Below are 24,828 nucleotides of genomic sequence, written 5' to 3' on the forward strand. Positions count from 1 at the left end.
TCCAACGATTACCTTCGATAGTGTTTCAATTTTGATTCTGGATGTTCCCATCTATCCAACACATCTTCTATTTTAACTAGTTGCCATGGATTAAATATAGTTTGGCCATTCTTATTAAATACAAAGTTTTCATTTAAGACGTAAGCTGCATGAATGGGGATAGAATGAGTATTAAACCAGACAAGAACATCTCCCTCTTTAAATGCTCTGCCATTCTTTTGAGAATAGTATCCTTCTTTAAGTAAAATGTTTAAAAAATCACTAGCTTGCATCCACTCTTGAAGATAGGAAACGTTATGTAAAATCGCGGCAGATACTGCAGAAAAACAGTTCGGTCCGTTATTTGATGAGAATGTATCAAAGAAAGAATGCAAATGATGAAATTGTGATTGAAGAATATTTTTTTCATTCTCGGATATCTGATTCCATTGAGATTCTTCGCTTATCCAAAATTTTGAATAGTTTTTTAGAAAGTTCTGTTTCTTCTTAATATCAAAAGAATCCCATAACAATCGATGCAATAATACAACTTCATCCCCTTCATCTAATTGAAAAGACGGAAATTCACCCATTGTACATTCTAATAAGCCCTTTAAATCTTCTTTCTTAAAAACAAGTCCTCTATCTAACTCCCATTGTTGCTTCACAATTTTGTGCTGTATCTGTGGTGATAATGAGAGAAAAGCTTCAGGAGTTTGTTTTGAGATGTATCTAGCTTTCTTTTTAATCCCCCAAGTAACATAAGAAGTTCTTATGTCTAAAGGTGGATTCAGTTCTTCAAATACATTCGTAGAAAGTGTCTCTATCGGTTGATATAAGTAAAACCACTCTTCATTAGGAATAATTTTGTCATCCCATTTTAAAAGTGTTTCATTAGTTAGATTATAACCATATACATTCATTTTAGTTAGTCGCTCCTTAGATGAATTTAGTATATAGAGGTTAGGTTCTGGGTTCCTGTCTCCTATTTCATCTTAGGAATAAGAAAGTAATTTGCTAGTGCGCCAACCACAAAGGACATCCCCAAGGTGAGAAGCCCAAGAAAGAATAACTTACCCCCATTTGTTGTCGATGAAAATAAAAGAAACTTCCTATAACTAACTTGGACCCAATGAAAACTAAATAAATAGTAAATACATTGCTACGCGATTTTAGAATAGAGTGAAAAGTTATTGTCAGGAGGTAAAGTCTACTGACGACCATTAGTAGCGGAAATACTGGTGCAAATTTTGCTGCATACACAAAGAAATCAAGATCCGAAATAAATTCACGATTTAAAGTACTGCCATGTATCCATACACTAAAAGGAGCAATAATTCCATTCCCATGGATCATCCAATAATCCACTGCCCTCATACCAGGATGCTAACGCCACAAACTAAAACACCATCACACCAGCAACCAACTGCATCAAATACTTATAACTCATTTTATCTGCTCCCTTCTAAGGGACGGACCTCAAAATATCAATTAAAACCTCAACCTACAAAGCCTTCTCAACCCATGTTTTTACCACTGCAAAATATTCTCTAATAACATAATTCACTGTAATAAACATCGGAGATTGACTGCCTAATAATTCGGTCTTTAAGTCAAGCTCTTCACTGAGTATCTTCGCCCTGTAAACATGATAGTCACTTGTTACGATCAAAACCTTAGCTTTATCCATGTTCATTCTTTTTAAGATCATTTGAGAGTTTTTAAGATTTTCAAACGTTGTAGTGGATGTTTTGTCATAGAAGATTCGACTTTCATTAATACCATTTCCGATTAAATATCTCCCCATGGCTTCCGCTTCCGGAATATCTTCTCCTTCTCCCTGTCCTCCAGATACGATAACAGGTACGTTTTTATTCTCTAAGAGAAAGTCTCTCCCTTTTTCAACTCTTTCCTCCAAGGTCATAGAAAGCTCTTCTCCCCTTAACCCGGCTCCTAAAATGATGACCACATCTACCTCATCCATTCTTTTGGCTTCATGTGATTTCACCATAGAATTGATGAGAATGCCTTGAACTAGAATAAAGCTTACAAAGAAGACTCCGAATAAAATATTTCCTACTACCATTGCTTTTTTATATGTTACATTTCCACTTTGTTTATAGCGCTTATATAAAAAAATCAGAAAAAGAAAGATTTGTACGATGCCTATTATAAATATAAGACCAAATGTAATCCCAAATAGGAATAGAAGAAATCCTATAATTAGGATGAAAAGTATTTCAAAAATTAAAATATTATTCATTTTTCTCCCCTATCGTTTTATACCATTACCTTTGAAAAATATTCAGCTTTCACGTGAAGCATAGATCGAATATACCTTCACCTTTGGCCATTTGCTTTTCCAATCTTTTTGTTTGAGTCTTGCTTCATATATCTCAACAAGTTCTTTTTTCATTGTGAAAGGAGGTGTTGGTTTTATTTGAAGGGATAGAAGGTCTTCAATTCCCCAGGGCGTAACTAAAATTAACTGGGTATGTTGATCTAATTTCACTGCAATACTCGTTGCGGTTTCAGGAAATCTTGAAATTGCGTCTACTGTTGATTCATAAGGTTTTTCACCATTCACCACATGCATTCTTGCTTGGTTTTTCACAGACCATGGTTCACTTGGAAGAATAATTTTCAATCGGTTTTCTAACCGTTTTTCCTCTTCCTCTTTTATGTTGGATTTATCAAAGTAAACAACATCAATATCTGCTAATGGCGTGTTAACATTATGACTGTGAAGAGTATCCCATACCTTCGTTCGAACAAACCCGGCACATACCCAACAATCTGGAAGATTCAACGATTGAACCACCTGTAATATTTCCATCATCCAAGAATCTGCTTCTATAAGTCTAAGAATATCTTGTTCTGTTGATAACATTAATCTCCCCCCTTCCTTTTCCACCTCACTTTGCTTCGGTGGAGAAATAATAACTTGAACTTTGTTTATACCAATTCGCATGTATCATATCCATGTATGTGTCAATATTAAAGTAATTTAATTTACGTAACCTAGAATTATTTTACCATTAAATGGTGTTTCATAGTGATAGGATTAAGTTAAAATAGCGAGGACTCTTTTTTATTTACAAATTCAAAATCTCCTACACTCTCATTTTTGTTGATATGTAAATGTACTTTTGACGTTATTTCTCTAGATGACGTACGATTCATTACACTAATAAGCCCCATAAGCATCATCTTTACTCCAAGCATGACAAGAGTGAAAAAGAACACGGGAATAAATGCAATCCAAGGGTAAGTAGTCCAAAGAAAGCTCCACCAATTTCCTAATAAACCGGACCATTCATGAGATAATGACACAAATACATTACGGTCAAACACATCTGTCGCTTGTTGTGCTCCTCCAATAAAAATACCTAAAACTCCTAGGTGAGAGATTAGGAGCATTACAGATATAAACTCCCTTAACATGATAATCACTACTTGAGGAACGAGAAAAGGCTTTAGATGAGTAAATATGAGATGTCTTTTACCCCCGCCTAACGTTTTTGCATTTACGATAAACTCTTTGTTCATAATATACCCTGTTTCATTTGCTATTAGTATAGATAAGGAAGGCACTGAAATAAGGATTAAAATAAATACGTAGAATAGGACTTTTTCCATAAACCCATATGGGAAATGAAGTGGATCGTAAAGAGGACCCTCAAGGATCATCCAATTCAAAAGTAAAAAAGCTAGAAGAGTTGTAGGAAAGTAATTAATGGCATCCACGATTGACACGAGAATTTTTTTGAATCTACCTAATAAAAAGTGAATGGATAATCCAAATAGTACTGATATCATAACCCTTCCTATACTAATGATCATTGCTGCCCCTATCGTATACTTCGATCCTACTAACATTAATAATAGTATATTACGTCCGAAATTATCCGTCCCAAGCGGTGGGTATTCTATTGGTGAAAATGGATGATTGATTAAGTTACCTTCCTCATCATGTACGAGTCCCAGTTTGGGAACATAATCTTGATTCAGCAAATAATAACCGAAACTCAATACTATTATACTTGTCAATAGAATGAAGCCACTTAAAAAGAAAGGATTTTTCCAAAGTTTTGTGCTTATGTTCATCATATTTTGACCTCCTCCCCTGTCACTCTTTGCAACCAAATAGAGGCAATCAAAAAGAGAAGAAAGATTGGTAGGTAAAACATCATTAAACTAAATGCAATCACTTCCATTTGAGAAAACGAGAAGATGAAATGAGTAATACCATAAATGTTAAAAAGGCGTTCAAAAATGATGAGACTTGATAATAAAAAGAGAATAATGGTTTTCATATGATTTACAAAACTATTGGCTATATTACGAAGAATGTGGTGAAAAAAAATAGGGGTGATGCTGTAACCCTTACTCCTTGCTAATTCTACGTACGGCTCCTTTAACTCATCATGGATAAGAAGAAGAGCGAGACGATAAATGAACAAAGACGGTAAAATTGATAACGTCACAATGGGAAGAAAATAGACTGGCTCCGATGCACCTGCAATTGGAAATAATAGAATCCCCGTTTTCTTAAATAAAAAAATCACTGAAAATTGAATAACAATAATGATAAATATATCTGGTACCACTTCGAGTAGCTCCGTTAACCGGAGAATCCACGCATTTACTCTTTGTGGTAATAATATCGTGAGGTAACTTAGGAACAGGCCAACTATGATAGCTAATGATAAGGAAAATAAGAAAACAATAAGGGAATAATAATAATAACTCCAAAAGGTCGGAAAAAGTGGGTATTCATTTAGGCTGGTATTTTGAATGGTCATTTCACTGGGATGAAACAAATAACTAATAATTTTAAATAGATTATGAATCAAAAGACTCAAACTCATGTTTATACCATCAGTAAACAAACCGATACCACTTGATAAAAAAATGATTCCAAGGGATACAAGTACAAAACGTTGCAATGATTGAGATATTGCTTTGATTGTCATGGTTGGTCCTCCTTTTTCTACTTCATATGTAACGGAGGAATCTTGCAAATTGTTTCAGTATTCACGTCAAAAAAATGAAAAAAGATGTTTGGTTATTAAACCAAGCATCTACTTTACTCCCATAATTATTGTCCACCAGTAAACCAACTGTTTGCTTTCGCACGATCCTCTTCCTGTATAATTCGATCATTTTTGTTCATTTCATCATATGAATGACTGCCTAATTTACGACGTAATATACTGCTAAATACACTAAATACAATCGCGATTCCAATGATCCACCAAAGCATGGGAATGACCTCACTTTCATTTTTGTGTTTCTTTCTATTATATACGAATAAAACATAAAAAAGTTTCAATTTTACAGAATTTTCTAATTCATTTATTAATGAAGGAAGAGTGAATCTGATATAGTTATGGATATACATAATTCATTTAAAGCAGGTGACCTAAATGCCAAATCGTTTTCATTATGCTTGGACTGTTTTGATTTTAACTTTTATTGCGCTTCTCTCTGCTCAGGGGGTGCGTCTTTCATTTGGAGCATTCATGAATCCTTGGGAAAGAGAATTTGCAACAAACAGAGGTATGATTTCTTTCATTGCCTTCATTAGTTATGCTGTATTTGGATTGTCACAGCCCTATATTGGCAAATTAATTGATAAAGCAGGAGTTCGTAAAGTACTCTCATTCAGTATTCTTCTTATTGGTATTATGACCATGTTTAGTTTTTTTGCAAACAGCCTTTGGCAACTGATGATTATATATGGGGTACTTGCATCCATAGGTTTTGGTGGTGCTTCTAATGTTGCAGGAAGTGTAGCGGTTGCAAATTGGTTTAGTCAAAAAAGAGGGTTCGCCCTTGGATTAATGTCTGCCGGTACGGCTGCTGGTCAGTTGATCCTTGTTCCACTATCTCTCTTTTTGATTGAAGGCTTTGGATGGCAACAAACCGTACTCTTACTTGGAGTTTTTTTGACATTTATTGTGTTTCCACTTGTGTTTATATTGATTCGGTCTTTTCCTGAAGAAAAAGGGATACACCCCTATGGTGGAGAAGAATTAGGGAGAGTCTTGAGTTTTGACAAGCAGGTTGAGAAGAAAAAGACACTGTCCATGAAACACCTACTACACAAGAAATCCTTTCTTTTTTTACTTTTACCATTCTTTGTATGCGGATTCACTACGAGTGGTTTAATTGATACACATCTTATTCCTTTTGCTCAAATTTGTGGCTTCTCCAATACCGTTACAGGAGCAGCGGTAAGCTTTCTGGCAGGATTCAATATAATTGGAACTATTTATTCAGGTTATTTAGCTGACCGCTGGAGTTGCCAAAAGATACTTGGTTTTTTATATGGGACTAGAGCTCTTACAATTGTTGTATTAATTGCGATTCTTCAAGATATGAACCTTTTTGGATTCTTTATTGAACGCTCTCATTTACTAATACTTTTTGCTATTTCTTTTGGGATTGTGGACTTTGCTACTGTAGCACCGACTGTGAAATTAGCTACTGAATACTTTCAACATATGTCTGTTGGTGTTGTCATCGGTTGGTTATTTTTGAGTCATCAAATGGGGGCAGCAATTGGTTCCTTTATTCCAGGACTGCTATTTGATTGGACTGGAAGCTATATGATTTCTTTTGGTTTAGCTATTGTTCTTTTAATAGCAGCAGCTGCTATGAGTCTGTCCCTTCCTACTGTAAAAAAAATAGAGATTCATAAAGATGTAGCCATTTAAAAAAGCACAAACCTATTGTACAGGTTTGTGCTTTTTTATAGGTTATTATTCCGCTTCTCTCTCTTCCGTTTGCTCTTGTTCCGCCTCACTAACTTCTTCATTAACGGAAGCGTCAAAATATCCTTCTTTTTCATATGCCTTCTTTAATTCAAAATATTTATCCATTACTCTCTTTCCAATCGTTTTGCTCACGTATGGATCTTGGTCCTGGTGTGAAAAAGGAACAACCACTGAGAATGCGATTTCTGGATTGTCAAAAGGGGCATACCCTATCAAAGTGGTGTTATTTGTTTCTAAATTTTTACCTGTTTTGGGATTATAGTAGAAAGCTTCTGCTGTACCGGACTTCCCGGCTGCATCATAAGGAGCGTCCTTAAATTGAGTATAAGCCGTTCCTCTGCTTCCATGTGTCACTTGGTAGAATCCTAATTGTACCTGTCTCATTTCTCTTTCTGATACATTAATCCTGTTCAATACTTTAGGTTCGTTTACATACTTTATTGGGCCAAGTTTCCCTTTTTCATGGTCAGGCTTTCGAATCTCCTTCATGATATGAGGTTCCATTCTGTATCCTCCATTGGCAATAGTGGAGACGTACTGGACCATTTGTAAGGGAGTATATAAGTCGTACTGGCCGATTGAAAAGTCCATTAATTTACCAGGTATCGTTTCTGATCCAACATATCCATCTACTTCTCCTGGCAGGTCTATACCTGTTTTCACACCTAAACCAAATTGATGAAAATGATTTCTCATTACATCAAATGCTTCGATATCTATATCAATAGTTGCTGCATTTGGAATATAGGTAGCATTAGCAATTTTTAAAGCTGTTTTTATCATATATCCATTTGAAGAAATTTCCAGAGCCTGAATATCATTTAGGTACATTTCTCCTTTGGATTTAATGAACCACGAGCTCTTTTCTAAACCGCCAGTTTTAATCACTTCATCATAAATTACTTCTCCAACTCTTAATTTATCAGTCATATATCCTGTTAATACCGTTGCTCCTTTTACTATTGAACCCATGCCATAGAAAGACGTATAGGTTCCAAGGGCATAATCCTGCAATTCTCTCTTTCCTTCAGCATTTTCCCCATATTTTTTCCCTACCATGGAAAGTATTTCTCCTGTATGTGGATCCATCATCACTACAAAGGCTCGGTCTAGATATGGTGAGTCCCAATATTTTGCTGCTTGTTTACTGAGCTCTTCTGAAACAATTTTCTCAATTTCCTTTTGAAGTTTCACATCAATTGTTAGAACCACATCGTTTCCACTGTGGCCTTCACTTATAAGTCGTGTATCTAGTACACTCCCATTTTTCGTGACATATTCAACCTTTTCTTTCTGTCCTCTTAAGTCATTTTCATATTGAGATTCAAAATAGGTAGTCCCCACTCGATCATTTAAGGAATACCCTCTGGATGTTAGGTCCGATACTTGTTCCTTAGGAAGTCCCTGTTGAGAAGTGGATACTTTACCTAAAATGGATTTTAATGTTGAATCACCTACATTGACTCTCTCCCAATCGGTGGTGACATTTACTCCTGGTAATGTGTATAAATGTTCATTAACCCTGGCCATTTCTGCTACTGAGACACCTTTATTTTTGATGATCTGCGGTGACAATGCATATCCAGTATTAAACTCTCTGAAAATAGCAAGGATCTCTAACTCTTTTTCATCAAATGATTGTATATCTTTTTCCGTAATACGCTCCAGTTGCATTGCATAAACCTTTTTATTTACATCTTCTTCAGTAAGGTCATCGTTATCCTCTAGTTTCTTTATTTCCTCCCTTGAAACTAATTTTGCTGCTTCTTTTGAGTGTGTAAGTAACCAATAATCTTTCCGATCCCGATCGGTTATCTTGTCTGGTTTCATTTCGATCAATGCAGCTAAACGTTCAGCCACTTCCAGCATTTCTTCTGTCTTAGTATTTTGTGTTCTTGTATAGGTAATCGCATTTAACGGAACGTTGTCTACAATTACATTCCGATACCGATCATAAATTTTGCCTCTTGGAGGTGTTCCATTATTCGCAATTACATTCTCTGTTCGTTGTACTTCTGCCTCATATTGTTTCCCTTTAACTATTTGGACAACACCAAGGCGGAGAATTAAGATTGAGAATAGAAAAAAGACAGTAATAAATAACAAATTCATTCTCAAAGGAACATGAGTTTTTTTCTTCTTTTTCTTTACATTCACCTTTAGAACCCCTTCTTAAGCTAGTTTTTACCAATTTTTGTTTCTAACTCTATTTTATAGGAGATTATCTTGCATTTCTACCTCTATTTTCCTTTAATTCCAATCATTTTACTAATCTAGTATTCGCAGAAAATGTCGAATATGCTATCTAGACAGGATGATTCTTTTCTTTTAAAATATAGACGTATGAAATCAACGTATTCGTAACGAAAGTGAAACGAAAGCTTTCCTTTTTACGTAGAATTGGTAACTAGATGAATGAGAGGTTGAAGGCTTTTATGTTTAATAAACTGATGTGTAGGTTCGGTATTGGGGCATCAAAGATTGATTTGGTATTAAACAAGTCTGAGTTTCGTCCAGGAGACGTCATTCAAGGTGAGTATGAACTCATTGGGGGCAGAATTGATCAGAAGCTGAAGAGGATTGAAACAGATCTTCTGCAATACGATCAAAATAATGATCGTTCGGCCATTCTTCACCAAAATACTATATTAAGTTCATCGACTATGAAGGCGAAGGAACAACGAACGATTCGCTTTTCATGTAGGCTTTCAGATTCATTTCCTCCTAGCAGTGAGACAATCTCTTACAAATTTGTCACTCGTGTCGTATTCGACGATGGAGTAAACAGCGTGGATCACGACGAGTTTCAGATTTTAATTTAATTTAAATGTAGACTTTCATGTACCCTTCTTCCTTTGTGGAGAGGGGTATTTTTGATGGAGAGTTATTGACTTAGGGAAAAATGGAAAACGGTAAGTGCGTATTTCTAAACAGAGAAAATACACTCAAAATAGCAGAGCTAAATAGAATCGAGTAACCGTGTGAATTAGAGTGCCCACTTTCTTGTTACTTGCTATGTCATTTAAAGAGAAGATTCAAAAGTTGATATACAAAAAGCTTGAGATTTAATAAATTTGCCTCAAGCTTTTTAGTTGCCTATTATATTGTTGTTTAGGAATTTCTCCTTGTTATCGAAACTAAGTAAGAATTAACAGACCTCTTTAATTAATTTCCACCAATGTATCTCTTAACTTCTCTCTTACAGACTCAAAACTACTTTGATTGTCAAGTTCTTTACTGTTCCACCCAAACTCGTCATTCACATACCTAGGAAATATGTGTAAATGATAGTGTCCAAAATCAGTAAATTTGCCACCATTTTGCATGATTGTATATCCATCAGGGTGAAAGGCTTTTTTCATTACTTTTGTCATTTTTCTAGATAGTTTCGTAATTCTTATGAAAGTTTCTTCTTCTAACTCATCAACGTCATGACAATGTTTTTTAGGTACTATTAAGACATGACCTTCATTAATTGGATCGATATCTAAAAAACAGCACACCAGGTCATCTTCAAAAATAATATTTCCAGGTGCATCCTTACCTACTATACTGCAAAAGGCACAGTCTTTTTTTAGCATTTTTTTCACTCCTGTTAATGTTCTAAAAGATTATATTTCCTTCCCCATTGAAAATCCAGCAAAATACCGGCCACCATGCTGTTCAAGTACTCTATCAGTTAATTCAATGATAAATTTTTTATCTCCATGAGAATAAAATTCATCAAAAGCTTGTACAAATTCTTGTGTAAACTTTTCATCAAATTGCTTTAATGCTCGAACGATCCATTTAGAAGCTCCAATCCATTGACCGTTTGTTCGTAACACAAATTCATGAATCGCTTCACCTAGTGCTCCTGCGATAAAAATGCTTTCAGCTCTAATGTTAGAACCAATGAAATCATCCAATAGATCCGTAAGAAAATACCTCTTCATTTGAGTAGTTTTGTCGTCCCAAATTGGAGGTCCGTCCCTCAAAAGTTTGGTGGCTTCTGATTTCAATGAGGGAATGATGTGGTGATTGTCTTTGATGATGACTCCTTCTGAGACAAGGCGAGGTAGAGATGGACGGGCTCTTTTGCAATCGATTTCAAAGAAGTCTTTTATTGTTGATTGATTGTGTACGAAAACCTCAATGGGCCATTTTTCAAAATACATGGATTCTCGGTAGGCACTGTTCAGTTCCTCATTAAGAATAATAATGTCCAAATCAGATGTAGCAGTAGCTTCTCCCCTTACAACGCTTCCCCCTAGTATAGCTGCTTGGCTTGTTGGAAAATAGGTTTGTACAAAACTATTTGCTGTCTCAAATGCTGCTTTCCGTTCCATGACATTCTCCTTTTCTTTCTTCCAATCCCTTAAAAAAATCTTTCAGTAACTCATTGAAAATATGAGGCTTATCTATATTTGGTGTGTGCCCTGTATTTGGAATTAATCCTAGATGGAGATCTCCCTTTTGCTTTTTCATCCAAGCACTTCCCTCTACTTCATGAAGTTCATTAGAGCCATTTAATAGGAGTGTTGGAACCATCAGTTCACTCATTTGATCTCCAGTCACTTCCGGATATTGATAGGTCATGCAATGAAGTACCTTTTGAATTGTATCCCTCCACCTTTCACCATGTAAATCCTTGAAATGTGCAGCAATTTCTTTATCATTGTTTTCTATATTAAGAAAATAGTTGTACTGATTTTCTAATAGACTTTTCATTTGTTTAGGTACAAAAGGTGTGTATCCCGTTAAAATTATCCCATTTACTAAACTTGGTTCTCTTATTGCTGTATGTATGGCAATGGATGCTCCAAGAGACAACCCTAATAAGTAACCTGATCCAGTTTCCTTCAAGTGACCTATTAACCAGTTGATTGTTTCTTCCACATAATCTTCGGCAGCTCCATAATCTGATTCTCCATGGCCAGGTAGGTCTAGGGCGACAATGTGATAAGACTCTTTTAAAAAAGAGATTTGATTTGAAAAGTGCGTCTTTGCCGTGCCCATAAATCCGTGTAATACATAAAGTGTGTCCATCCATTGACCTCCGTATATTTAGGTTAATAGTAGTTTACCATATAAATATAGAATATTTTGGAATAAATCATTATCTATTATACTCACGCCCTTGTTTCCACATGAAAATGTTATACGTTATGCTTGTAGCCATCATGATCATGGATGTTCCATATATCCATACTGGATAGTTTAAGATTAATATCATTAATAAAAAAATGATCATTAGCATAACTAACTTAGCTGCTCTATCTTTATAAGTTATATCTGTATATAATTTCATGCTTACCCTCTCTCCTGTTTTATTTTCGTATCATACCACTATAGATTTCAGATTAATAAATATATTCAAAGAAATAAGACATTAACTTCAAGTGTTTGCATCTCTCAAAATAAGGAGATAATTTCTACTATTAACAAAGGAGGGATTACCATTAAAAACAATCTGAAATGGACGACTATCTTTATAGCAATTTTCTTGGTAACAGCTTGTGGAGTAAATCGAGAGCAAACAAAAAATATGAATGAACCAAGTGGAACTCTTTCACTAGAAGACGCTGAACCTACTTTAGCTGAAAATAATCCAATTAGTTTGAAAGAAGGAATAGAAAGTTCAAAAAGCTCTATTGAAGAGTTAAAATCAATTCTTAAGAATGAATCAAGTGACACAAAGAAAATAAATGATCAAGGTACAGTGGTTGAAGAACAATGGGATAAAATTGAAGATATGGTGGAGGAAAAGTACCCTGAAGAATATGTAAGCATAGAAGAAAGTCTCTATCCTTTAATAGCAGAAGCAAAAAAAGCTGAACCCGGCATAGAACAATTAAAAAGCCTGGTGGAAGACACTATGAAAAAAATGACAACATTCCAAGAAAAGCTAGATACTGATTGATCAATAATTAAGGACGCAAGAGAGTATACATATCAACCTCTTGCGTTTTTCATTCCTGTCCTTTTGCATATTACTATACGCTTTTTTTTCTTTTCGTTTCTTTCATCCTTTTTAAGGTTAGTATAAGTGAAGGTACTCCAACTGCCATACTTACCATAAAACTCCACTGTAGATATCTCCACTCATTTGTATAAATTGAAACCCCAATAAAGAAAAGAAGCTGCCCAATCAAAGAAAATATGGATGCAATGAGAGCAAGGATTAAATTTTCTTTCACTTTCATACCTCCTTATATTTTAAATCGGTTACACTTATTACAGTGTAATTTGGTTTGTATTCCTTCGGAGGCTCCAGTTCGTTTGGGTTTACCCATGCAGTATGAAGATCAGCAGACGCCGCACCTAGAATGTCTGTATAATAATTGTCTCCTACAAACAATGTTTTCTCTGAAGTGGCTTGAAATTGATCAAGAGCATGGTAGAAGATTTCATTATTAGGCTTTGAAAAACCAACCTCTTCTGAAATCACTACACTATCGTTAGGAAAGAGTTTAGATAATCCTAAACGTTCCACTTTCTTATGAGCATTAAAGCTGGTCCCATTCGTAACAATGCCCATTTTGTGCTCCCGACTCATTTCTATTAACCACTTTATTATTTCCTCATTTTTTTCGATACTCATAAGATATTCATGTTGAAAAGCTTCTACCATGTTCTTTGCTTCTTCTTTTTTTACTGATATAGAAAAAGAGTCAAGGGTGTTTTCCATGCGTATTAACGAAAATTCTTGGAAGGTCAGCTTATTTGTTGAAAATAATGGCCAAAGCAAATGATTGTAATGTAAAAACATTTGGTAAAATGTATGAGGGGCAATGTCTTCTAAACAATTGAATTTCAGTAATGTATTCTTAATTCCTTTTTCATAGCTCAATGAATGTGGAAATAAAGTATCATCTAAGTCAAATAATAGTAGATCATACGTTTGAAGTATAATGATCCCCCCTTTATTCTTAATACTTATGTTTTTTCAAATAAAAAGTACCACCAAGGTAGCTGCAATACAAAGTGCTTTTGGTGTAAAACTGTCTGATTTCTTAATAAAATCCAATAAGATTTAATACCCCTACTCCAATTAAGGTAGTGAGCGTTCCAGAAATAATCGCTACCCACAGGGTTCTTCTTTCTTTTGTTTCAACCCAAATGGTTGCTGCCACAATAAGAGTACCGATTACGCCAAGTAGTATGGCAGCGTAAGGATTAGAAGGTGCTAAAAAATCGTTCCAATTTAACCAGTTCATATTGGTCCTCCCTTAATAATTGGAATTTTCTTCTATATCTATGTTTAGATTTCCATCTTCATCTACTTCTTGTAAAGTAATGATTGATTCTACTTGATAGCCTTTATTAAAATGATCAATCCCTGTTACTCTATGAGTATCTTCGTTTGCATCATCATAGTAAATCACCATGGAGTATTCCCCAAACTCTTCTGTTGGTGTTATTTTAATTAGTTGTTTTGATGTGCTTCAAACTGAAGCATTTTAATGTCTGATGAGATAGTATGGTAGCTGAGATATGTACGAATTCCTTTTCAGTCATGTAAGATCAGGCACAGTTTTATTTAATGACAAAGTTTACGAACACCACACATATTAGGTTTCATTTAGTTAGATTGTATTTTGGCACAAATCGATTTTACTTCACTTGAAAAAAAACACGTGTAAAAATTTCCAAGGATTCCTTAGATAAATTTAGTATACTAAATATAAACCATATTATGGTATAAATTCCTTATATTGAATAATCCTCTTCTAGTAATAATTACTAGTTCCTTCTAAACCGGTCTTAACGCCTACATGGCAACAACTACCTGTTTAAGAAATTACAGAATTATTATTTAATAGATTTATGAAAACAACTAAACTTTTAACGTCATCCATTATTTTAACTGTCACTCTAGTTTTTGGGATCCATTCATCTTCTTTGGCTTCAGCAGCTTCTTCTCACGTTGTGACCTATGGAGATACGATGTGGAAAATTGCAGTAAAGTATCAAGTTGGTGTTTCTGAGCTAATAAACGCTAATCCTCAGCTCAGCAATCCCAATATGATTTATCCGTTTCAAACAATCTCTATTCCTGATGGCGATATAACTGCTCAATCTTATACATACGAAGTGGTTAAATTGGTTAATCAAGAAAGAGCAAAAACTGGGTTATCCCCTTTAAAAGAAAATTGGGAGCTTTCAAGGGTAGCTCGATACAAATCTGAGGATATGGCAGCGAAGAACTACTTTAGTCACACCTCTCCGACCTATGGTTCTCCTTTCCAAATGATCAAAGATTTCGGAATATCCTACAGAGCAGCAGGTGAAAACATTGCTGCAGGACAGAAAACTCCAGCTGAAGTAGTGAAAGCATGGATGAATAGTGAAGGTCATCGTAAAAACATCATGTCCAACACCTTTACTGAAATAGGAGTGGGATATGTTAAAGGTGGGTCTTACGGTCATTATTGGACACAAATGTTCACAAAAAAATAATATGGAGATAAGAAAAAAGGAATGATCATAAACTTGATCCTTCCTTTTTTCTTATCTCGATATCGTTCCTTGGTGAAAGCACATCTGCCATCTTTCATCGATCCATTTCCATATAGAGCTTCTAAGTGTACTCAGATGTCTTGTTTCATCTCTAACTCGATAAGTAGCGAGAACGACTCCGTCAGACAATAAACGGATATCAAAGTCATACATGGTCATGTTTCGAATAGATAGACCTTCTTCACTAATCGTATCTTTCTTTACCCAAATGTTGCCGGAACTACCGAATTCAAAAAAACCGTCTGCTAAAAGTGTATTGATTTTTTTAGGGTTTGACCTTGTTTCAGGATTTAATAACTGCAATTCCAAGTCATGAATGGTTCTTCTTAGGTTCACTGTTTTCACCTATACCCTCTTATCAATCTTATTAGTACATAATCTGTCATCTTTCCAGCTTTTTGTTCACTGTCATTTTCCAACGGATTGAAGTCTAATAAACTAAAATTCACATAAAAAAATGTGTATTCTACTCCTTTTTTTCATTTAAATATTGTTCATATGCTTGTCTGACACGATTTGGTTTTTCAATAACGGTGCTGATTCGATTCTGTATATCTCTTACAGCATTTAGAATTCGAAATAATACAGCAAGGATAGTAAGTAATATCAAAAGATGAATCATAGTTAATATAAAAAACATATTAATCCCCTTACTTTGTCTAGTTAGTGTTTATTTCCAGCGGTGTCGAATCTCCTTAATGACTACCTCAGGTTTATCCCAATGAAGCAAATGGGTTGTTTCAGGAATAAACTTTATAATGCCTTGTGCTTTTTCTTCAAAAAGGGAAGCTAATTTTCTTCTACTGGTATCTCGTGAATGTGGTAATGTGGCACCTAGTAAGATGATTTTCTTTGGTAGAAATGGATAAATATCTTCTGGTTCATCTTTATGCATTGCCCTTATGATGTGACCTGCTGTTTCACCCCTCGCATGCCAATAATATCGATCCTTTACTTGTAAGGATAGATCTTTCGCAGCAATTTCCTTTAATGGAGTCCAGTTGAGTGTTTCACTATTTACAAGTTCTAAAAATTGTTCCCATGTCTCAACATAGTCTTCGAAATCATTCTCATAATATGCTACTTCCTCATCCACTGATTGTTCACCATGTCGCTTCCCTTGATAACCCCCATCAATCAGTATGGTACCTTTCACTTTGTCTGGATAGTCTTTAATAAAAAATAAGGAAACGAAACTGCCCCATGAGTGTGATAAGAAATAGAATTCTTTAACTTCAAGTTTATTGATAACTTGATATAGCCAAGAAGCTATCTTAGGCATTTCATAATCTTCATACTTGGTCCCCACATCTTTCCAGGTAAGCCTGTTGTTTCTGTGAATATATCCAGTAGCTTATATGCAACCTCTCTTTTTGGGGGATTTTCAACACTCTCGATAAATTCTATGAACTATGCTCGTTTTCTTTGGTTTTGAGTTCGTAGGTCATAAGAGTTCCTCCCCTAACTCAAATGATAATCTTGCCTAACTCCTATATAATTTTTTCATCCATTTTTCTATGTATGGAGTGTCTTCGGGGTAAGCATGTTTTAAAGTGAGAAATTCTGAGATTGACACCCACTTAGCTTCAGCAATCGTTTTGTCAGGATCATTTATCCCTAAGCTTCCTCCTTTCACTTCTGTCTTAAAATAATATGTAGTGACTTTAATTTCTTGGATCTTTGTTTTTTTTGTATGGAGATGGTCTACTACCTTTACATCATATCCCGTTTCTTCCTTCACTTCTCTTTCACAGCACTGTTCTGGTGTTTCCCCAATCTCAATGCCACCGGAAGGGACCTCCCATCCTGGAGAATCATATCCTCTTACTACTAATATCTCATCTTGCTCGTTCAAACAAACCGCAGCTGCCCCCAGCCATTCCTTCATTTGATAGTGCCTCCTTTCCCCTTTTTCTTTTTAAAAATCACCTTACTAAACTTCCTAGAGTAAACATAAGAATAAAATCCCAGCGAATCTCCTTTTGATTCCAAATATCGATGGTATCAATGGCGATGACAGCACCTATGGAAAAAGAAGATCAGTAAAAAATGGAGCCACATTCGCAGCTCCGTTTACTTTACTTATTATTTATTAATCTACAATATCAGCTGAGAAACTAGGAGAAGTTAGGCCTGTCGCCTCATAAATATTTGACATTTTTTCTTCAAATGATGCGAATAAATCATCTGATTCTTTGTACTCTGCATTTGCTTCATCAGATAGATTAGCTGCTCTAGTTTCATAGGATTTAGCCAGTTCTTCTAAGCCAGCTTCAATTTCTTCTTTTTGGGATTCTAGTTCAGCCGGTACTTCTAATGTTCGGATATCTTCAGCAATTGTCGTAGCTGCTGATTCTGCATCACTCTTCATGGTAGCCAATTCTTCATCAGAAGGCTTGTCTTCCTCTTTTGCCTTAGCACTTTCAAAGTCGTATATGGCAGAGTCATGTTCATTTACTGTTTTAATCACATTCATTTGTAAATCAAGAAGAGCACCATTCACTGCCATTTCATCTACTTCTGTAGATTCAGTTGTTTCTTTGTTTGTGTCCATTTCTTCTTTTTCAGTGTTGCTTTTTTCATTGTTGCAAGCAGCCATGAATAAACTCATCAACAACATAAAAGGCAATAACTTTTTCATACAATATCCCCCTTAAAATTGGTATTATCTTACAAATACATATTTTACCTTATTGATAGATAATTGTAAACAAATGGTTATTAAAATGAATTATTTGTAATATAAGATGCTACCTCTTACTCTATGTTTTTATTAAAATTGATAATAGAATTTACCTGCGATTTTCAATTTACTAATTGTCTTTACAAAAAACTAACCTCCCCTCTAATAGGTCTTAAAGTTCCTATGCTACGTTGGAATGGATAAAAGCATAGGGAGGTTTTTCAATGTCTTGCAATAAACTGACATTACTTGGTTTTGTTATGACGATTTACTTCATCGGCGCATCCTTTTCTTTGGATTCAAGTGATAACAAGCAGTTCATTCCTGTACAGCTTTTAGGTGTTAATGATTTTCATGGACAACTAGAAACGTATCGAACAGTGGATGGAAAGATTACAGGTGGAGCTGAATACCTTTCTGCTTATTTAAAGAAATATAGGAAAAATAACGAACACAGTTTACTCGTCCATTCTGGGGATATGGTTGGCGCCAGCTCTCCTGTATCAGCACTTATGCAAGATGAGCCAACTGTAGAATTTATGAATAAGGTAGGTTTTGATGTAGGAACGGTTGGAAATCATGAATTCGATGAAGGCGTGGACGAAATGAAGCGCTTATTGTATGGTGGAAAACATGATAAAACAGGTAATTTTAAAGGTGCCTCCTTTCCTTATACCGCTGCAAATGTTGTTGATAAAGAAACAAAGGACCCCCTTTTACCTCCTTATGTAATTAAAAAAGTAGAAGATATTCCCATAGGTTTTATTGGAATCGTTACAACCGAAACAAGTGATATTGTCCTGCCTAGTGGAATTAAAAATATAGAATTTATAAATGAAGTGGAAGCGATTAATAAAGCAGTTGAAGAATTAAAAAGGCAAGGAGTAAAATCCATCGTTGTTCTGGCGCATGTTTCTGCATCATCTCATAAGGACGGAAGCAAACCTGCAAAGGAGGTTGTGGAATTCGCACCCGAAATAAATGATGAAGTTGACGTTATTTTTGGAGGTCATAACCACACATTTGCTAATACAGTAGTGGATGGAAAACTTATTGTAGAATCCTACTCTTATGGCACAGCATTTTCAGATGTTGACTTACTCATAGATCCAAAAACCATGGATATAGTTGATAAAAAGGCAAAAATTGTTCGTACTATTCACGATGGGATAGAGCATGATAGAGAGATAAAAGAAATGGTGAATCATTACAAAAATGAAAAACAGGAGCTGCTTAGTAAAGTTATAGGTTATACGAATGATCCAATTACAAAGAAACGTACGGAAAGTGGTGAGCGAACAATTGGGAACACGGTTGCAGATTCCCACCGAAAAGCCATGGGGACAGACCTTGCTTTTATGAACCCAGGAGGTATTCGATCAGATCTTGACCCCGGCAAAATTACTTGGGGAGAATTATACACCATGCTACCATTTGGTTTTCATCTAGAGAAGCTTTCATTAACAGGCGCACAAATAAGAGATGTTCTCGAGGAGCAATGGAAAGGAAAGTTTAAAACCGTTCTTCAAACTTCAGGCTTGCACTATTCCTGGAATAAAAATGCACCTGTAGGAGAAAGAATTGTTAGTATGACAGATTCTTTTGGAAATCCCATCCTTCTTGAAAAAACTTATACAGTTGCAGTAACAGAGTATTTGGCACAAGGCGGGGACGGGTTTACTAGTTTCAAAGAAGGTTCAGATCATGAATCTGGCCCCCTTGCCTTAGATGCTTTCATTTCCTATATCAATCAACAAGATGGGGTGCTTACTCCTTCTTCAATGAACCGAATTCGCTTGGAATTATATCTTATTTGGAGCACACCCCAAATTTTCACATAAAAATGATTCCTACTTTATAGTCATAAATCAGGCTCTTTTTTCAATTTAAATCGAGAATGGATGACTTATTTGTTTTCCTATAAAGTTGATAAAAAACTGTCCGGAAATATTGAAGTTGATACTAAAGATGTGAAAGTTGATAATAAACGATCACCTATACTCTTATTAATGACGATTTCCCCTTCATTTTACATTTTAAAACACTCACTGATTTTTTAAAAAAAGTTATAAACCATACCATTTTAGGCAATATACACAATTAATCAAACTTTCCAATTGGTTAGCCACCTGCCTATTCATCATTGCTTTAAATTCATATACATAGAAGGAATGCCCTTATAAAGGGCATTCCTTCAAACTTTTAATTTATCCATTAAATGCTTCTGAATATTTCACAATACCGTTTACATTTTTTAATGCTTTCGGAACAAGCTCCAGAACCATAAAAGCTTCGTCTGATACTTCAAATGGGGCACTGATTCCGTGATCACTTGCCTTTTTAAAGCCAAATTTAGGATAATAATCAGCATGCCCCAATACCACAACCGATGTAAATCCACGTTCTTTTGCAACTTTAATACCCTGTTGAATTAATAATGATCCAATCCCCCTTCCTTGATGTTGAGGAAGCACCGCCACTGGCGCAAGGGCTATGGATGGATAAGAATCAATAGTTATATGACTAAACAGAATGTGGCCAACAATTATAGTTTTATTTAAGACAGCAACAAGTGAAAGCTCCGGTATATATGCTTCCGATTGTCGGATTTTGGTGATTAGTAGGGATTCTGCCTTCTGCTTAAAAGCTAAGTCGTTTACTTTCTTTATTTTAGTGAAGTCTTCTGGTTGTTCTTCTCTTATTGAAATCAAGGTCCGTCCCTCCAAAGTATATTTACAACTGAATTGGTTACCATTATAGTAGCAAACGCGCTAGATGGAGGTGAAAGAATGGTTAGAAAGGAATGTTCTTGTAATCGTTGTTCGTGTAAAACGAAAAAAGAATGCGACTGCCCATGTTGTTGTGAGAAGTAATACAAGAAACCCTTATGCTTAGAATATGCATAGGGGTTTCTGAGGTTATACAGATACGTTCTCTCCTACTATCTCATCAAAATATTTGACTGCTTTCATTTCATCATTAATCCAATCATCGCTCCACGTTTTTTCAATAAAGATTTCTGCCAACATTCTCTTTCTGTCTCCACCTTGAAGATGAGCATCTTTTAAGCTAATGATGCTTTCAAAGATATTTGCCATGAGTTCAGCAATTCTTTTTGCGTGAAAGGTTTGTATGTCAGGTGCGGCATTTTCTACTTTTCTAGTTAATTGTTGTAACGTTCGTATTCCATCCTTAATTGGAATGACTAAACTCAGTAAAGAATCTGGTAGATTAAGAAGCTCATTGTTCATTTCTTCTATAAATAGCTCGTGAGCTTTATGCTTACCCATCAGTCTGAGAACTTCTAGACCAAGAATATTTGCTGTTCCTTCCCAAACAGTCAGCACTTGTGCATCACGGAGTAAACGTGGGAGGACAAAGTCTTCTATATAGCCATTTCCTCCATGCATTTCAATGCTTTCATGACAGAAGTGAATGGCTTGCTCAGCAGATTCTTTTTTCAATATTGCGATCAGCAATCGAGTAAGAACCGCTTCGTTTTCATTGGTAGGTGAATCTTCAGACATTACACGATCATACAAATGGACGAGATAAAAAATTGCGCTCGTTTCAACTTCCTGCTTTGCCGCTAGATGGGACAGCGTTTCCTTTACCATTGAATAATTAGCAAGGGACTGGCCAAATGCTTCACGGTGATAAGCATAATTTCGAGCTTCTAAATAAGCTCTTCTCATAATCCCAATCGAAGCGACGCTATTGCATATCCTGGATAAATTCAGTGCTTCCATCATGTAATAGATTCCTTTATTCGGTTGACCGACAAGATAGCCTGTGGCTCCTTGAAACTCCACTTCCGCTGAAGGGACAGCGCGTACACCAAGCTTATCCTTAAGACGACGAATATGAATACCGTTAAGGGAATTATCATCCTTTCGCCAAGGTACTGCAAATAAACTAAGACCTTTAGTACCTTCACCCGATCCTTCTATTCGTGCCAGTACCATGGTCACCCCACACATACCTGAATTTGAGGCGAAATATTTTTCTCCAAAAAGCTGGTAGGTGTCACCAGTAGGAATTGCTTTGGTATCATTCGCCCCTACATCACTCCCACCTTGCCTTTCAGTTAAAAAGGTAGCTCCTTCATATAAATCAACTTCTCCTGTTGAAAGAACATGAGGTAAGAACCGTTCCTTCACCTCGTCAGATGCATATTTTTCCAATAGCAGGGCTGTGGCCATAGTCAGCGTGACTGGACAGTAAAAACCAGCTTCAGTTTGAGATAATAGATATCCTTGTGCAAATGAATACATATAATTCCCTTTATGACCTAAAGCAGGAATCTCCTTATGAATATATCCAACAATTCCTTTTTTGTAAGTTTGATCTACTGTTTTCTTATAGCCATCATTCACCCAAATTTCAGAGATTTCTTCCCCGTGCCGATTGTATTTAATGAGTCGAGGCTGTCCTTCTCGATCAGTATGGACAGCTCTTTCATCAATTTCCCCAGCACTCATTTCTCCAAATTCTGTTAATTCTTCTTCTGCCCAAGAAAAGAAATCATCCTTCAAATACATCTTCATTAAAGATTGTAGATGAGGATCCTCTAAATAAAAATTATTAATATTTTTCATGAAGTCACCTCGTTTGATTTTTTATCGAAGTACTTGTATTAGCAACTTTCCATTTGTATGTCAAAAGGAAGTCTTTTAAGAAGACTTTTGTATTCATCTTAAATGTTCAGTATTCGCTGGCTCGTGAACTGTATCTATTCTCGTATTAAGAAAATATTCAGCTACTTCTCCCCTAACTCATTTAATTTTTCTTGAAATTCATTTCGGAGTTTCTCCATTTCCTTTTTCATTTCTTGAAGCTCCTCGATAAAGGTACCCACCTCCTCTATGCGTTTCGTTCCATATTCTATCGTACGTTCCAACTGCTTTCTCCCGCTGCGATCCTGATCAAAAAGAAGTACCATTTCTTTGATTTCGTCCAGGGAAAATCCAAATCTTTTTCCTCTTAAAATTAATTTAAGCTTCGTAATATCTTTCTTTGTGTATACTCTTCTGCCCGATTCAGTCCTTGCAGGATGAAGGAGATGTAACTCTTCATAGTAACGAATTGTTCTTGTGGTAACATTAAACGATTGAGCAAGTTGGGTAATGGTCAAGTTCATTTTTATCATCCTGTTATTAGAATATTTCGATATTTTTATTTTAACATTTACGTTAACGTAAAGTTCAATTCATTTTTAAAATAAAAAACTTTTGGAGGTGAATAAGTTTGAAGTTGGGGGGTATATGTTTTTCTTATAAAAGGATTTTAGAATGATATATATGTTGTAAATAATTATAAAAAGCTGATAATAAACGTGTGAATTTGAAAATATTTAGTTCAGTGTAATAAATAAAGACTACGATTTTTTGAAGTTGAAAATAATATTCCTATTATTGAAAATAAAACCCGAAAAATTGAAAATCAAAGTTTAAATGTTGATAATAAACTTTTATTTTGAGTTCATTTATAAAGAAAAGTTTCTTTTTATTCTTCTAATCAACGCTATTATTTAATCAAATCCTATCTTCAGCTTAAAAATCATTAAAATAACCCTTGAATTAACAATTCAAGGGTTATTTTTCATAAATTTTTGCACACTAACACGGTGTTAATTCTTTCTGTCAGAATAGCTTACAAGCAATTATTAAAGGTTTTCAATAAATAATCGAACCACATCTGCCCCACCGATAAACGTCCCTAATGAACTACCTAGGTTTGCTAAAACAACAATCAGGAGAATTCGAGTAACTTTGTTACGCCAAAATCCCTTTATACTTAACACGTCATCAGCGAGAGAGTCAAAATCACCTACATTTGGTCTTTTGAAATAGGCTTGAACGAAACCTGCGAACCAGCCTGCTGCCAAAAGTGGATTTAATGAAGTGATTGGTGCTGCAACGAATGCGGTTAAAATGGCTAATGGATGACCTAATCCAATCGCCACACCTAGTGCCGAGAAACACCCATTCCATAAAATCCAACTGATGGATTGTTGTATACCTGCATCCGGGTTATTAATAAACGTAAAAGCTATCACGGTAAGAATCATTAACGGAATGGCCCACCCGATAATCTTTGGAATCTTTGATTTAGGTGGACGTTCATTTAGTTTCGCTAAATTATGTTCATTGTGAATTTCTTGAGTAATACCTGGGACATGAGCTGCACCTAAAACAGCGACGATCTTCTGTCCTGGAGCTTCTTTAATTTTCTGAGCTAGATACTGATCACGCTCATCAATTAATGGAGTCTTCAATTTTGGAAAAACTTGCGTGAATTCATTAAGCATGGAATCAAGCATATCCTGAGACTTTATTCTCTCGAGCTCCTCTTCAGTAATGGTTTCATTACTAAAGATACTCATAATGATTTGGGTAAGAAGCTTTGCTTTCCCTGTAAACCCTACACTACTCCAAATACGGGAAAAGGTGATTTGAATATTTCGGTCAGCAAGGACGAGCTCTGCACCTGTATCTTTCGCTGATTCAATTCCTTGAATCATCTCCTGCCCTGGTTTAATGCCAAACTGCTTCGCCATTCTTCGTTGGAAAGAACCAATGGCTAGATTCATCAAAAGCAAGGTGGCTTTCCGATCTTTAATAACCTTAAAAATGTCCGTATCTTTCCACTTGTCACCATCTACAATGGATTGGTATCGTTGTTCATCAAGTTCTATACAAACAGTATCGGGATGTTCAGCTTCTATCACTTCTTTTACCTGCTCTGCACTTTGCTTTGATACATGAGCTGTTCCGATGAGGATGAGTTCTTTCCCATCCATATGTATTCTTGTAATATTCTTTTCAGTTTCTGTTAACATTGAGTACCTTCCTTTAAGTCCAATGACTTCCATTTCATTCT

At 35.5% G+C, this 24,828-nt stretch carries 30 protein-coding genes and 1 pseudogene; 5 read left to right on the forward strand and 26 right to left on the reverse strand.

Annotated features, from left to right (window positions below; genetic code table 11):
* Positions 1 to 8 precede the first annotated feature (8 nt).
* The 7 genes from IQI_RS14930 to IQI_RS20685 form a co-directional block, all read right to left on the reverse strand.
* Positions 9 to 902, reverse strand: coding sequence for a hypothetical protein (locus tag IQI_RS14930; RefSeq protein WP_064093435.1), 894 nt, complete (start codon positions 900 to 902; stop codon positions 9 to 11).
* Between the two features lie 94 nt (positions 903 to 996).
* The gene (locus tag IQI_RS20380) at positions 997 to 1,356 is read right to left on the reverse strand and encodes a DUF4306 domain-containing protein (protein ID WP_082892739.1); all 360 of its coding nucleotides are present in this window, start codon (positions 1,354 to 1,356) and stop codon (positions 997 to 999) included.
* A 127-nt stretch (positions 1,357 to 1,483) separates the two neighbouring features.
* Positions 1,484 to 2,242 (reverse strand): YdcF family protein, encoded by a 759-nt coding sequence (locus tag IQI_RS14935; protein ID WP_082892740.1) that lies wholly within the window; start codon positions 2,240 to 2,242, stop codon positions 1,484 to 1,486.
* 42 nt (positions 2,243 to 2,284) lie between these two features.
* Positions 2,285 to 2,869, reverse strand: coding sequence for a nucleotidyltransferase family protein (locus tag IQI_RS14940; protein ID WP_064093895.1), 585 nt, complete (start codon positions 2,867 to 2,869; stop codon positions 2,285 to 2,287).
* A gap of 179 nt (positions 2,870 to 3,048) precedes the next feature.
* Positions 3,049 to 4,089, reverse strand: coding sequence for an ABC transporter permease (locus IQI_RS14945; RefSeq protein ID WP_156509924.1), 1,041 nt, complete (start codon positions 4,087 to 4,089; stop codon positions 3,049 to 3,051).
* Positions 4,086 to 4,955, reverse strand: coding sequence for an ABC transporter permease subunit (locus IQI_RS14950; RefSeq protein ID WP_064093436.1), 870 nt, complete (start codon positions 4,953 to 4,955; stop codon positions 4,086 to 4,088). Before IQI_RS14950 ends, IQI_RS14945 begins: the two co-directional genes overlap by 4 nt.
* A 125-nt stretch (positions 4,956 to 5,080) precedes the next feature.
* Positions 5,081 to 5,245, reverse strand: coding sequence for a hypothetical protein (locus IQI_RS20685; protein WP_156509925.1), 165 nt, complete (start codon positions 5,243 to 5,245; stop codon positions 5,081 to 5,083).
* Positions 5,246 to 5,408: 163 nt separating this feature from the next.
* Between IQI_RS20685 and IQI_RS14955 the strand changes: the two genes are divergently transcribed.
* A complete protein-coding gene (locus IQI_RS14955; protein WP_064093437.1) occupies positions 5,409 to 6,701 on the forward strand; it encodes an MFS transporter in 1,293 nt (430 codons plus the stop codon).
* Positions 6,702 to 6,746: 45 nt separating this feature from the next.
* Here IQI_RS14955 and IQI_RS14960 read toward each other — a convergent pair whose 3' ends face one another.
* Positions 6,747 to 8,873, reverse strand: coding sequence for a peptidoglycan D,D-transpeptidase FtsI family protein (locus tag IQI_RS14960; protein ID WP_064093897.1), 2,127 nt, complete (start codon positions 8,871 to 8,873; stop codon positions 6,747 to 6,749).
* 323 nt (positions 8,874 to 9,196) lie between these two features.
* Between IQI_RS14960 and IQI_RS14965 the strand changes: the two genes are divergently transcribed.
* Complete coding sequence (locus tag IQI_RS14965; protein WP_064093438.1) at positions 9,197 to 9,583, forward strand: sporulation protein; 387 nt, start codon at positions 9,197 to 9,199, stop codon at positions 9,581 to 9,583.
* A 339-nt stretch (positions 9,584 to 9,922) separates the two neighbouring features.
* Here the strand turns inward: IQI_RS14965 and IQI_RS14970 are convergent, their stop codons facing one another.
* The 4 genes from IQI_RS14970 to IQI_RS14985 form a co-directional block, all read right to left on the reverse strand.
* Positions 9,923 to 10,342, reverse strand: a complete 420-nt coding sequence (locus IQI_RS14970; protein ID WP_064093439.1) for an HIT family protein — start codon at positions 10,340 to 10,342, stop codon at positions 9,923 to 9,925.
* 30 nt (positions 10,343 to 10,372) lie between these two features.
* Entirely contained in the window at positions 10,373 to 11,089 is a 717-nt protein-coding gene (locus tag IQI_RS14975; RefSeq protein ID WP_064093440.1) for a nucleotidyltransferase domain-containing protein, read from the reverse strand.
* On the reverse strand, positions 11,067 to 11,789 hold the full coding sequence (locus IQI_RS14980; protein WP_064093441.1) for an alpha/beta fold hydrolase: 723 nt from the start codon (positions 11,787 to 11,789) through the stop codon (positions 11,067 to 11,069). The genes IQI_RS14975 and IQI_RS14980 overlap by 23 nt, the downstream gene beginning before the upstream one ends.
* Positions 11,790 to 11,859: 70 nt before the next feature.
* Entirely contained in the window at positions 11,860 to 12,051 is a 192-nt protein-coding gene (locus IQI_RS14985; protein WP_064093442.1) for a hypothetical protein, read from the reverse strand.
* 237 nt (positions 12,052 to 12,288) lie between these two features.
* Between IQI_RS14985 and IQI_RS14990 the strand changes: the two genes are divergently transcribed.
* Positions 12,289 to 12,663 (forward strand): hypothetical protein, encoded by a 375-nt coding sequence (locus IQI_RS14990; protein WP_064093443.1) that lies wholly within the window; start codon positions 12,289 to 12,291, stop codon positions 12,661 to 12,663.
* Between the two features lie 73 nt (positions 12,664 to 12,736).
* Here the strand turns inward: IQI_RS14990 and IQI_RS14995 are convergent, their stop codons facing one another.
* The 4 genes from IQI_RS14995 to IQI_RS20690 all read right to left on the reverse strand — a co-directional run bounded on the left by IQI_RS14995 (position 12,737) and on the right by IQI_RS20690 (position 14,131).
* On the reverse strand, positions 12,737 to 12,940 hold the full coding sequence (locus tag IQI_RS14995) for a hypothetical protein (RefSeq protein ID WP_064093444.1): 204 nt from the start codon (positions 12,938 to 12,940) through the stop codon (positions 12,737 to 12,739).
* A 2-nt stretch (positions 12,941 to 12,942) separates the two neighbouring features.
* Entirely contained in the window at positions 12,943 to 13,683 is a 741-nt protein-coding gene (locus tag IQI_RS15000) for an HAD family hydrolase (RefSeq protein WP_082892742.1), read from the reverse strand.
* 73 nt (positions 13,684 to 13,756) lie between these two features.
* The gene (locus IQI_RS15005) at positions 13,757 to 13,960 is read right to left on the reverse strand and encodes a hypothetical protein (RefSeq protein WP_064093446.1); all 204 of its coding nucleotides are present in this window, start codon (positions 13,958 to 13,960) and stop codon (positions 13,757 to 13,759) included.
* Positions 13,961 to 13,972: 12 nt separating this feature from the next.
* Positions 13,973 to 14,131, reverse strand: coding sequence for a hypothetical protein (locus tag IQI_RS20690; RefSeq protein ID WP_156509926.1), 159 nt, complete (start codon positions 14,129 to 14,131; stop codon positions 13,973 to 13,975).
* A gap of 439 nt (positions 14,132 to 14,570) precedes the next feature.
* On the opposite strand from IQI_RS20690, the gene safA reads away from it, so the two are divergent.
* Positions 14,571 to 15,203: a SafA/ExsA family spore coat assembly protein gene (gene safA, locus IQI_RS15010; protein WP_082892743.1), complete on the forward strand. Its 633-nt coding sequence runs from the start codon at positions 14,571 to 14,573 to the stop codon at positions 15,201 to 15,203.
* Positions 15,204 to 15,254: 51 nt separating this feature from the next.
* On the opposite strand, the gene IQI_RS15015 is transcribed toward safA, so the two are convergent.
* From IQI_RS15015 to IQI_RS15030, 6 genes and pseudogenes are all read right to left on the reverse strand, one after another.
* Positions 15,255 to 15,608, reverse strand: a complete 354-nt coding sequence (locus IQI_RS15015) for a nuclear transport factor 2 family protein (protein WP_064093447.1) — start codon at positions 15,606 to 15,608, stop codon at positions 15,255 to 15,257.
* 121 nt (positions 15,609 to 15,729) lie between these two features.
* The gene (locus IQI_RS20695; RefSeq protein ID WP_156509927.1) at positions 15,730 to 15,903 is read right to left on the reverse strand and encodes a hypothetical protein; all 174 of its coding nucleotides are present in this window, start codon (positions 15,901 to 15,903) and stop codon (positions 15,730 to 15,732) included.
* Between the two features lie 30 nt (positions 15,904 to 15,933).
* Positions 15,934 to 16,545, reverse strand: a complete 612-nt coding sequence (locus tag IQI_RS15020) for an alpha/beta fold hydrolase (protein ID WP_064093448.1) — start codon at positions 16,543 to 16,545, stop codon at positions 15,934 to 15,936.
* Between the two features lie 11 nt (positions 16,546 to 16,556).
* Positions 16,557 to 16,711, reverse strand: a pseudogene (locus IQI_RS21080) (DUF1801 domain-containing protein); the annotation flags it as partial.
* 35 nt (positions 16,712 to 16,746) lie between these two features.
* The gene (locus tag IQI_RS15025) at positions 16,747 to 17,151 is read right to left on the reverse strand and encodes an NUDIX hydrolase (protein ID WP_064093449.1); all 405 of its coding nucleotides are present in this window, start codon (positions 17,149 to 17,151) and stop codon (positions 16,747 to 16,749) included.
* A 204-nt stretch (positions 17,152 to 17,355) separates the two neighbouring features.
* Positions 17,356 to 17,904: a hypothetical protein gene (locus tag IQI_RS15030; protein WP_064093450.1), complete on the reverse strand. Its 549-nt coding sequence runs from the start codon at positions 17,902 to 17,904 to the stop codon at positions 17,356 to 17,358.
* A 266-nt stretch (positions 17,905 to 18,170) separates the two neighbouring features.
* Between IQI_RS15030 and IQI_RS15035 the strand changes: the two genes are divergently transcribed.
* Complete coding sequence (locus IQI_RS15035) at positions 18,171 to 19,787, forward strand: bifunctional metallophosphatase/5'-nucleotidase (protein ID WP_064093451.1); 1,617 nt, start codon at positions 18,171 to 18,173, stop codon at positions 19,785 to 19,787.
* A 366-nt stretch (positions 19,788 to 20,153) separates the two neighbouring features.
* Here the strand turns inward: IQI_RS15035 and IQI_RS15040 are convergent, their stop codons facing one another.
* The 4 genes from IQI_RS15040 to IQI_RS15055 all read right to left on the reverse strand — a co-directional run bounded on the left by IQI_RS15040 (position 20,154) and on the right by IQI_RS15055 (position 24,787).
* Entirely contained in the window at positions 20,154 to 20,657 is a 504-nt protein-coding gene (locus IQI_RS15040; RefSeq protein WP_064093452.1) for a GNAT family N-acetyltransferase, read from the reverse strand.
* A 207-nt stretch (positions 20,658 to 20,864) separates the two neighbouring features.
* The gene (locus IQI_RS15045; RefSeq protein ID WP_064093453.1) at positions 20,865 to 22,544 is read right to left on the reverse strand and encodes an acyl-CoA dehydrogenase family protein; all 1,680 of its coding nucleotides are present in this window, start codon (positions 22,542 to 22,544) and stop codon (positions 20,865 to 20,867) included.
* A 161-nt stretch (positions 22,545 to 22,705) separates the two neighbouring features.
* Complete coding sequence (locus tag IQI_RS15050) at positions 22,706 to 23,086, reverse strand: MerR family transcriptional regulator (protein ID WP_064093454.1); 381 nt, start codon at positions 23,084 to 23,086, stop codon at positions 22,706 to 22,708.
* A gap of 525 nt (positions 23,087 to 23,611) precedes the next feature.
* Complete coding sequence (locus IQI_RS15055; RefSeq protein ID WP_064093455.1) at positions 23,612 to 24,787, reverse strand: TraB/GumN family protein; 1,176 nt, start codon at positions 24,785 to 24,787, stop codon at positions 23,612 to 23,614.
* Positions 24,788 to 24,828 lie beyond the last annotated feature (41 nt).

The sequence above is a fragment of the Rossellomorea aquimaris TF-12 genome (assembly GCF_001648555.1).
GTDB lineage: Bacteria > Bacillota > Bacilli > Bacillales > Bacillaceae_B > Rossellomorea > Rossellomorea aquimaris.

What these genes read in the sequence shown, in the direction of transcription:
- IQI_RS14930 (WP_064093435.1), bottom strand. Translation starts at nt 902, where the DNA reads ATGAATGTATATGGTTATAATCTAACTAATGAAACACTTTTAAAATGG.
- IQI_RS20380 (WP_082892739.1), bottom strand. Translation starts at nt 1,356, where the DNA reads ATGAGGGCAGTGGATTATTGGATGATCCATGGGAATGGAATTATTGCT.
- IQI_RS14935 (WP_082892740.1), bottom strand. Translation starts at nt 2,242, where the DNA reads ATGAATAATATTTTAATTTTTGAAATACTTTTCATCCTAATTATAGGA.
- IQI_RS14940 (WP_064093895.1), bottom strand. Translation starts at nt 2,869, where the DNA reads ATGTTATCAACAGAACAAGATATTCTTAGACTTATAGAAGCAGATTCT.
- IQI_RS14945 (WP_156509924.1), bottom strand. Translation starts at nt 4,089, where the DNA reads ATGATGAACATAAGCACAAAACTTTGGAAAAATCCTTTCTTTTTAAGT.
- IQI_RS14950 (WP_064093436.1), bottom strand. Translation starts at nt 4,955, where the DNA reads ATGACAATCAAAGCAATATCTCAATCATTGCAACGTTTTGTACTTGTA.
- IQI_RS20685 (WP_156509925.1), bottom strand. Translation starts at nt 5,245, where the DNA reads ATGCTTTGGTGGATCATTGGAATCGCGATTGTATTTAGTGTATTTAGC.
- IQI_RS14955 (WP_064093437.1), top strand. Translation starts at nt 5,409, where the DNA reads ATGCCAAATCGTTTTCATTATGCTTGGACTGTTTTGATTTTAACTTTT.
- IQI_RS14960 (WP_064093897.1), bottom strand. Translation starts at nt 8,873, where the DNA reads ATGAATTTGTTATTTATTACTGTCTTTTTTCTATTCTCAATCTTAATT.
- IQI_RS14965 (WP_064093438.1), top strand. Translation starts at nt 9,197, where the DNA reads ATGTTTAATAAACTGATGTGTAGGTTCGGTATTGGGGCATCAAAGATT.
- IQI_RS14970 (WP_064093439.1), bottom strand. Translation starts at nt 10,342, where the DNA reads ATGCTAAAAAAAGACTGTGCCTTTTGCAGTATAGTAGGTAAGGATGCA.
- IQI_RS14975 (WP_064093440.1), bottom strand. Translation starts at nt 11,089, where the DNA reads ATGGAACGGAAAGCAGCATTTGAGACAGCAAATAGTTTTGTACAAACC.
- IQI_RS14980 (WP_064093441.1), bottom strand. Translation starts at nt 11,789, where the DNA reads ATGGACACACTTTATGTATTACACGGATTTATGGGCACGGCAAAGACG.
- IQI_RS14985 (WP_064093442.1), bottom strand. Translation starts at nt 12,051, where the DNA reads ATGAAATTATATACAGATATAACTTATAAAGATAGAGCAGCTAAGTTA.
- IQI_RS14990 (WP_064093443.1), top strand. Translation starts at nt 12,289, where the DNA reads ATGAATGAACCAAGTGGAACTCTTTCACTAGAAGACGCTGAACCTACT.
- IQI_RS15005 (WP_064093446.1), bottom strand. Translation starts at nt 13,960, where the DNA reads ATGAACTGGTTAAATTGGAACGATTTTTTAGCACCTTCTAATCCTTAC.
- IQI_RS20690 (WP_156509926.1), bottom strand. Translation starts at nt 14,131, where the DNA reads ATGGTGATTTACTATGATGATGCAAACGAAGATACTCATAGAGTAACA.
- safA (WP_082892743.1), top strand. Translation starts at nt 14,571, where the DNA reads ATGAAAACAACTAAACTTTTAACGTCATCCATTATTTTAACTGTCACT.
- IQI_RS20695 (WP_156509927.1), bottom strand. Translation starts at nt 15,903, where the DNA reads ATGTTTTTTATATTAACTATGATTCATCTTTTGATATTACTTACTATC.
- IQI_RS15020 (WP_064093448.1), bottom strand. Translation starts at nt 16,545, where the DNA reads ATGCCTAAGATAGCTTCTTGGCTATATCAAGTTATCAATAAACTTGAA.
- IQI_RS15025 (WP_064093449.1), bottom strand. Translation starts at nt 17,151, where the DNA reads ATGAAGGAATGGCTGGGGGCAGCTGCGGTTTGTTTGAACGAGCAAGAT.
- IQI_RS15030 (WP_064093450.1), bottom strand. Translation starts at nt 17,904, where the DNA reads ATGAAAAAGTTATTGCCTTTTATGTTGTTGATGAGTTTATTCATGGCT.
- IQI_RS15035 (WP_064093451.1), top strand. Translation starts at nt 18,171, where the DNA reads ATGTCTTGCAATAAACTGACATTACTTGGTTTTGTTATGACGATTTAC.
- IQI_RS15045 (WP_064093453.1), bottom strand. Translation starts at nt 22,544, where the DNA reads ATGAAAAATATTAATAATTTTTATTTAGAGGATCCTCATCTACAATCT.
- IQI_RS15050 (WP_064093454.1), bottom strand. Translation starts at nt 23,086, where the DNA reads ATGAACTTGACCATTACCCAACTTGCTCAATCGTTTAATGTTACCACA.
- IQI_RS15055 (WP_064093455.1), bottom strand. Translation starts at nt 24,787, where the DNA reads ATGTTAACAGAAACTGAAAAGAATATTACAAGAATACATATGGATGGG.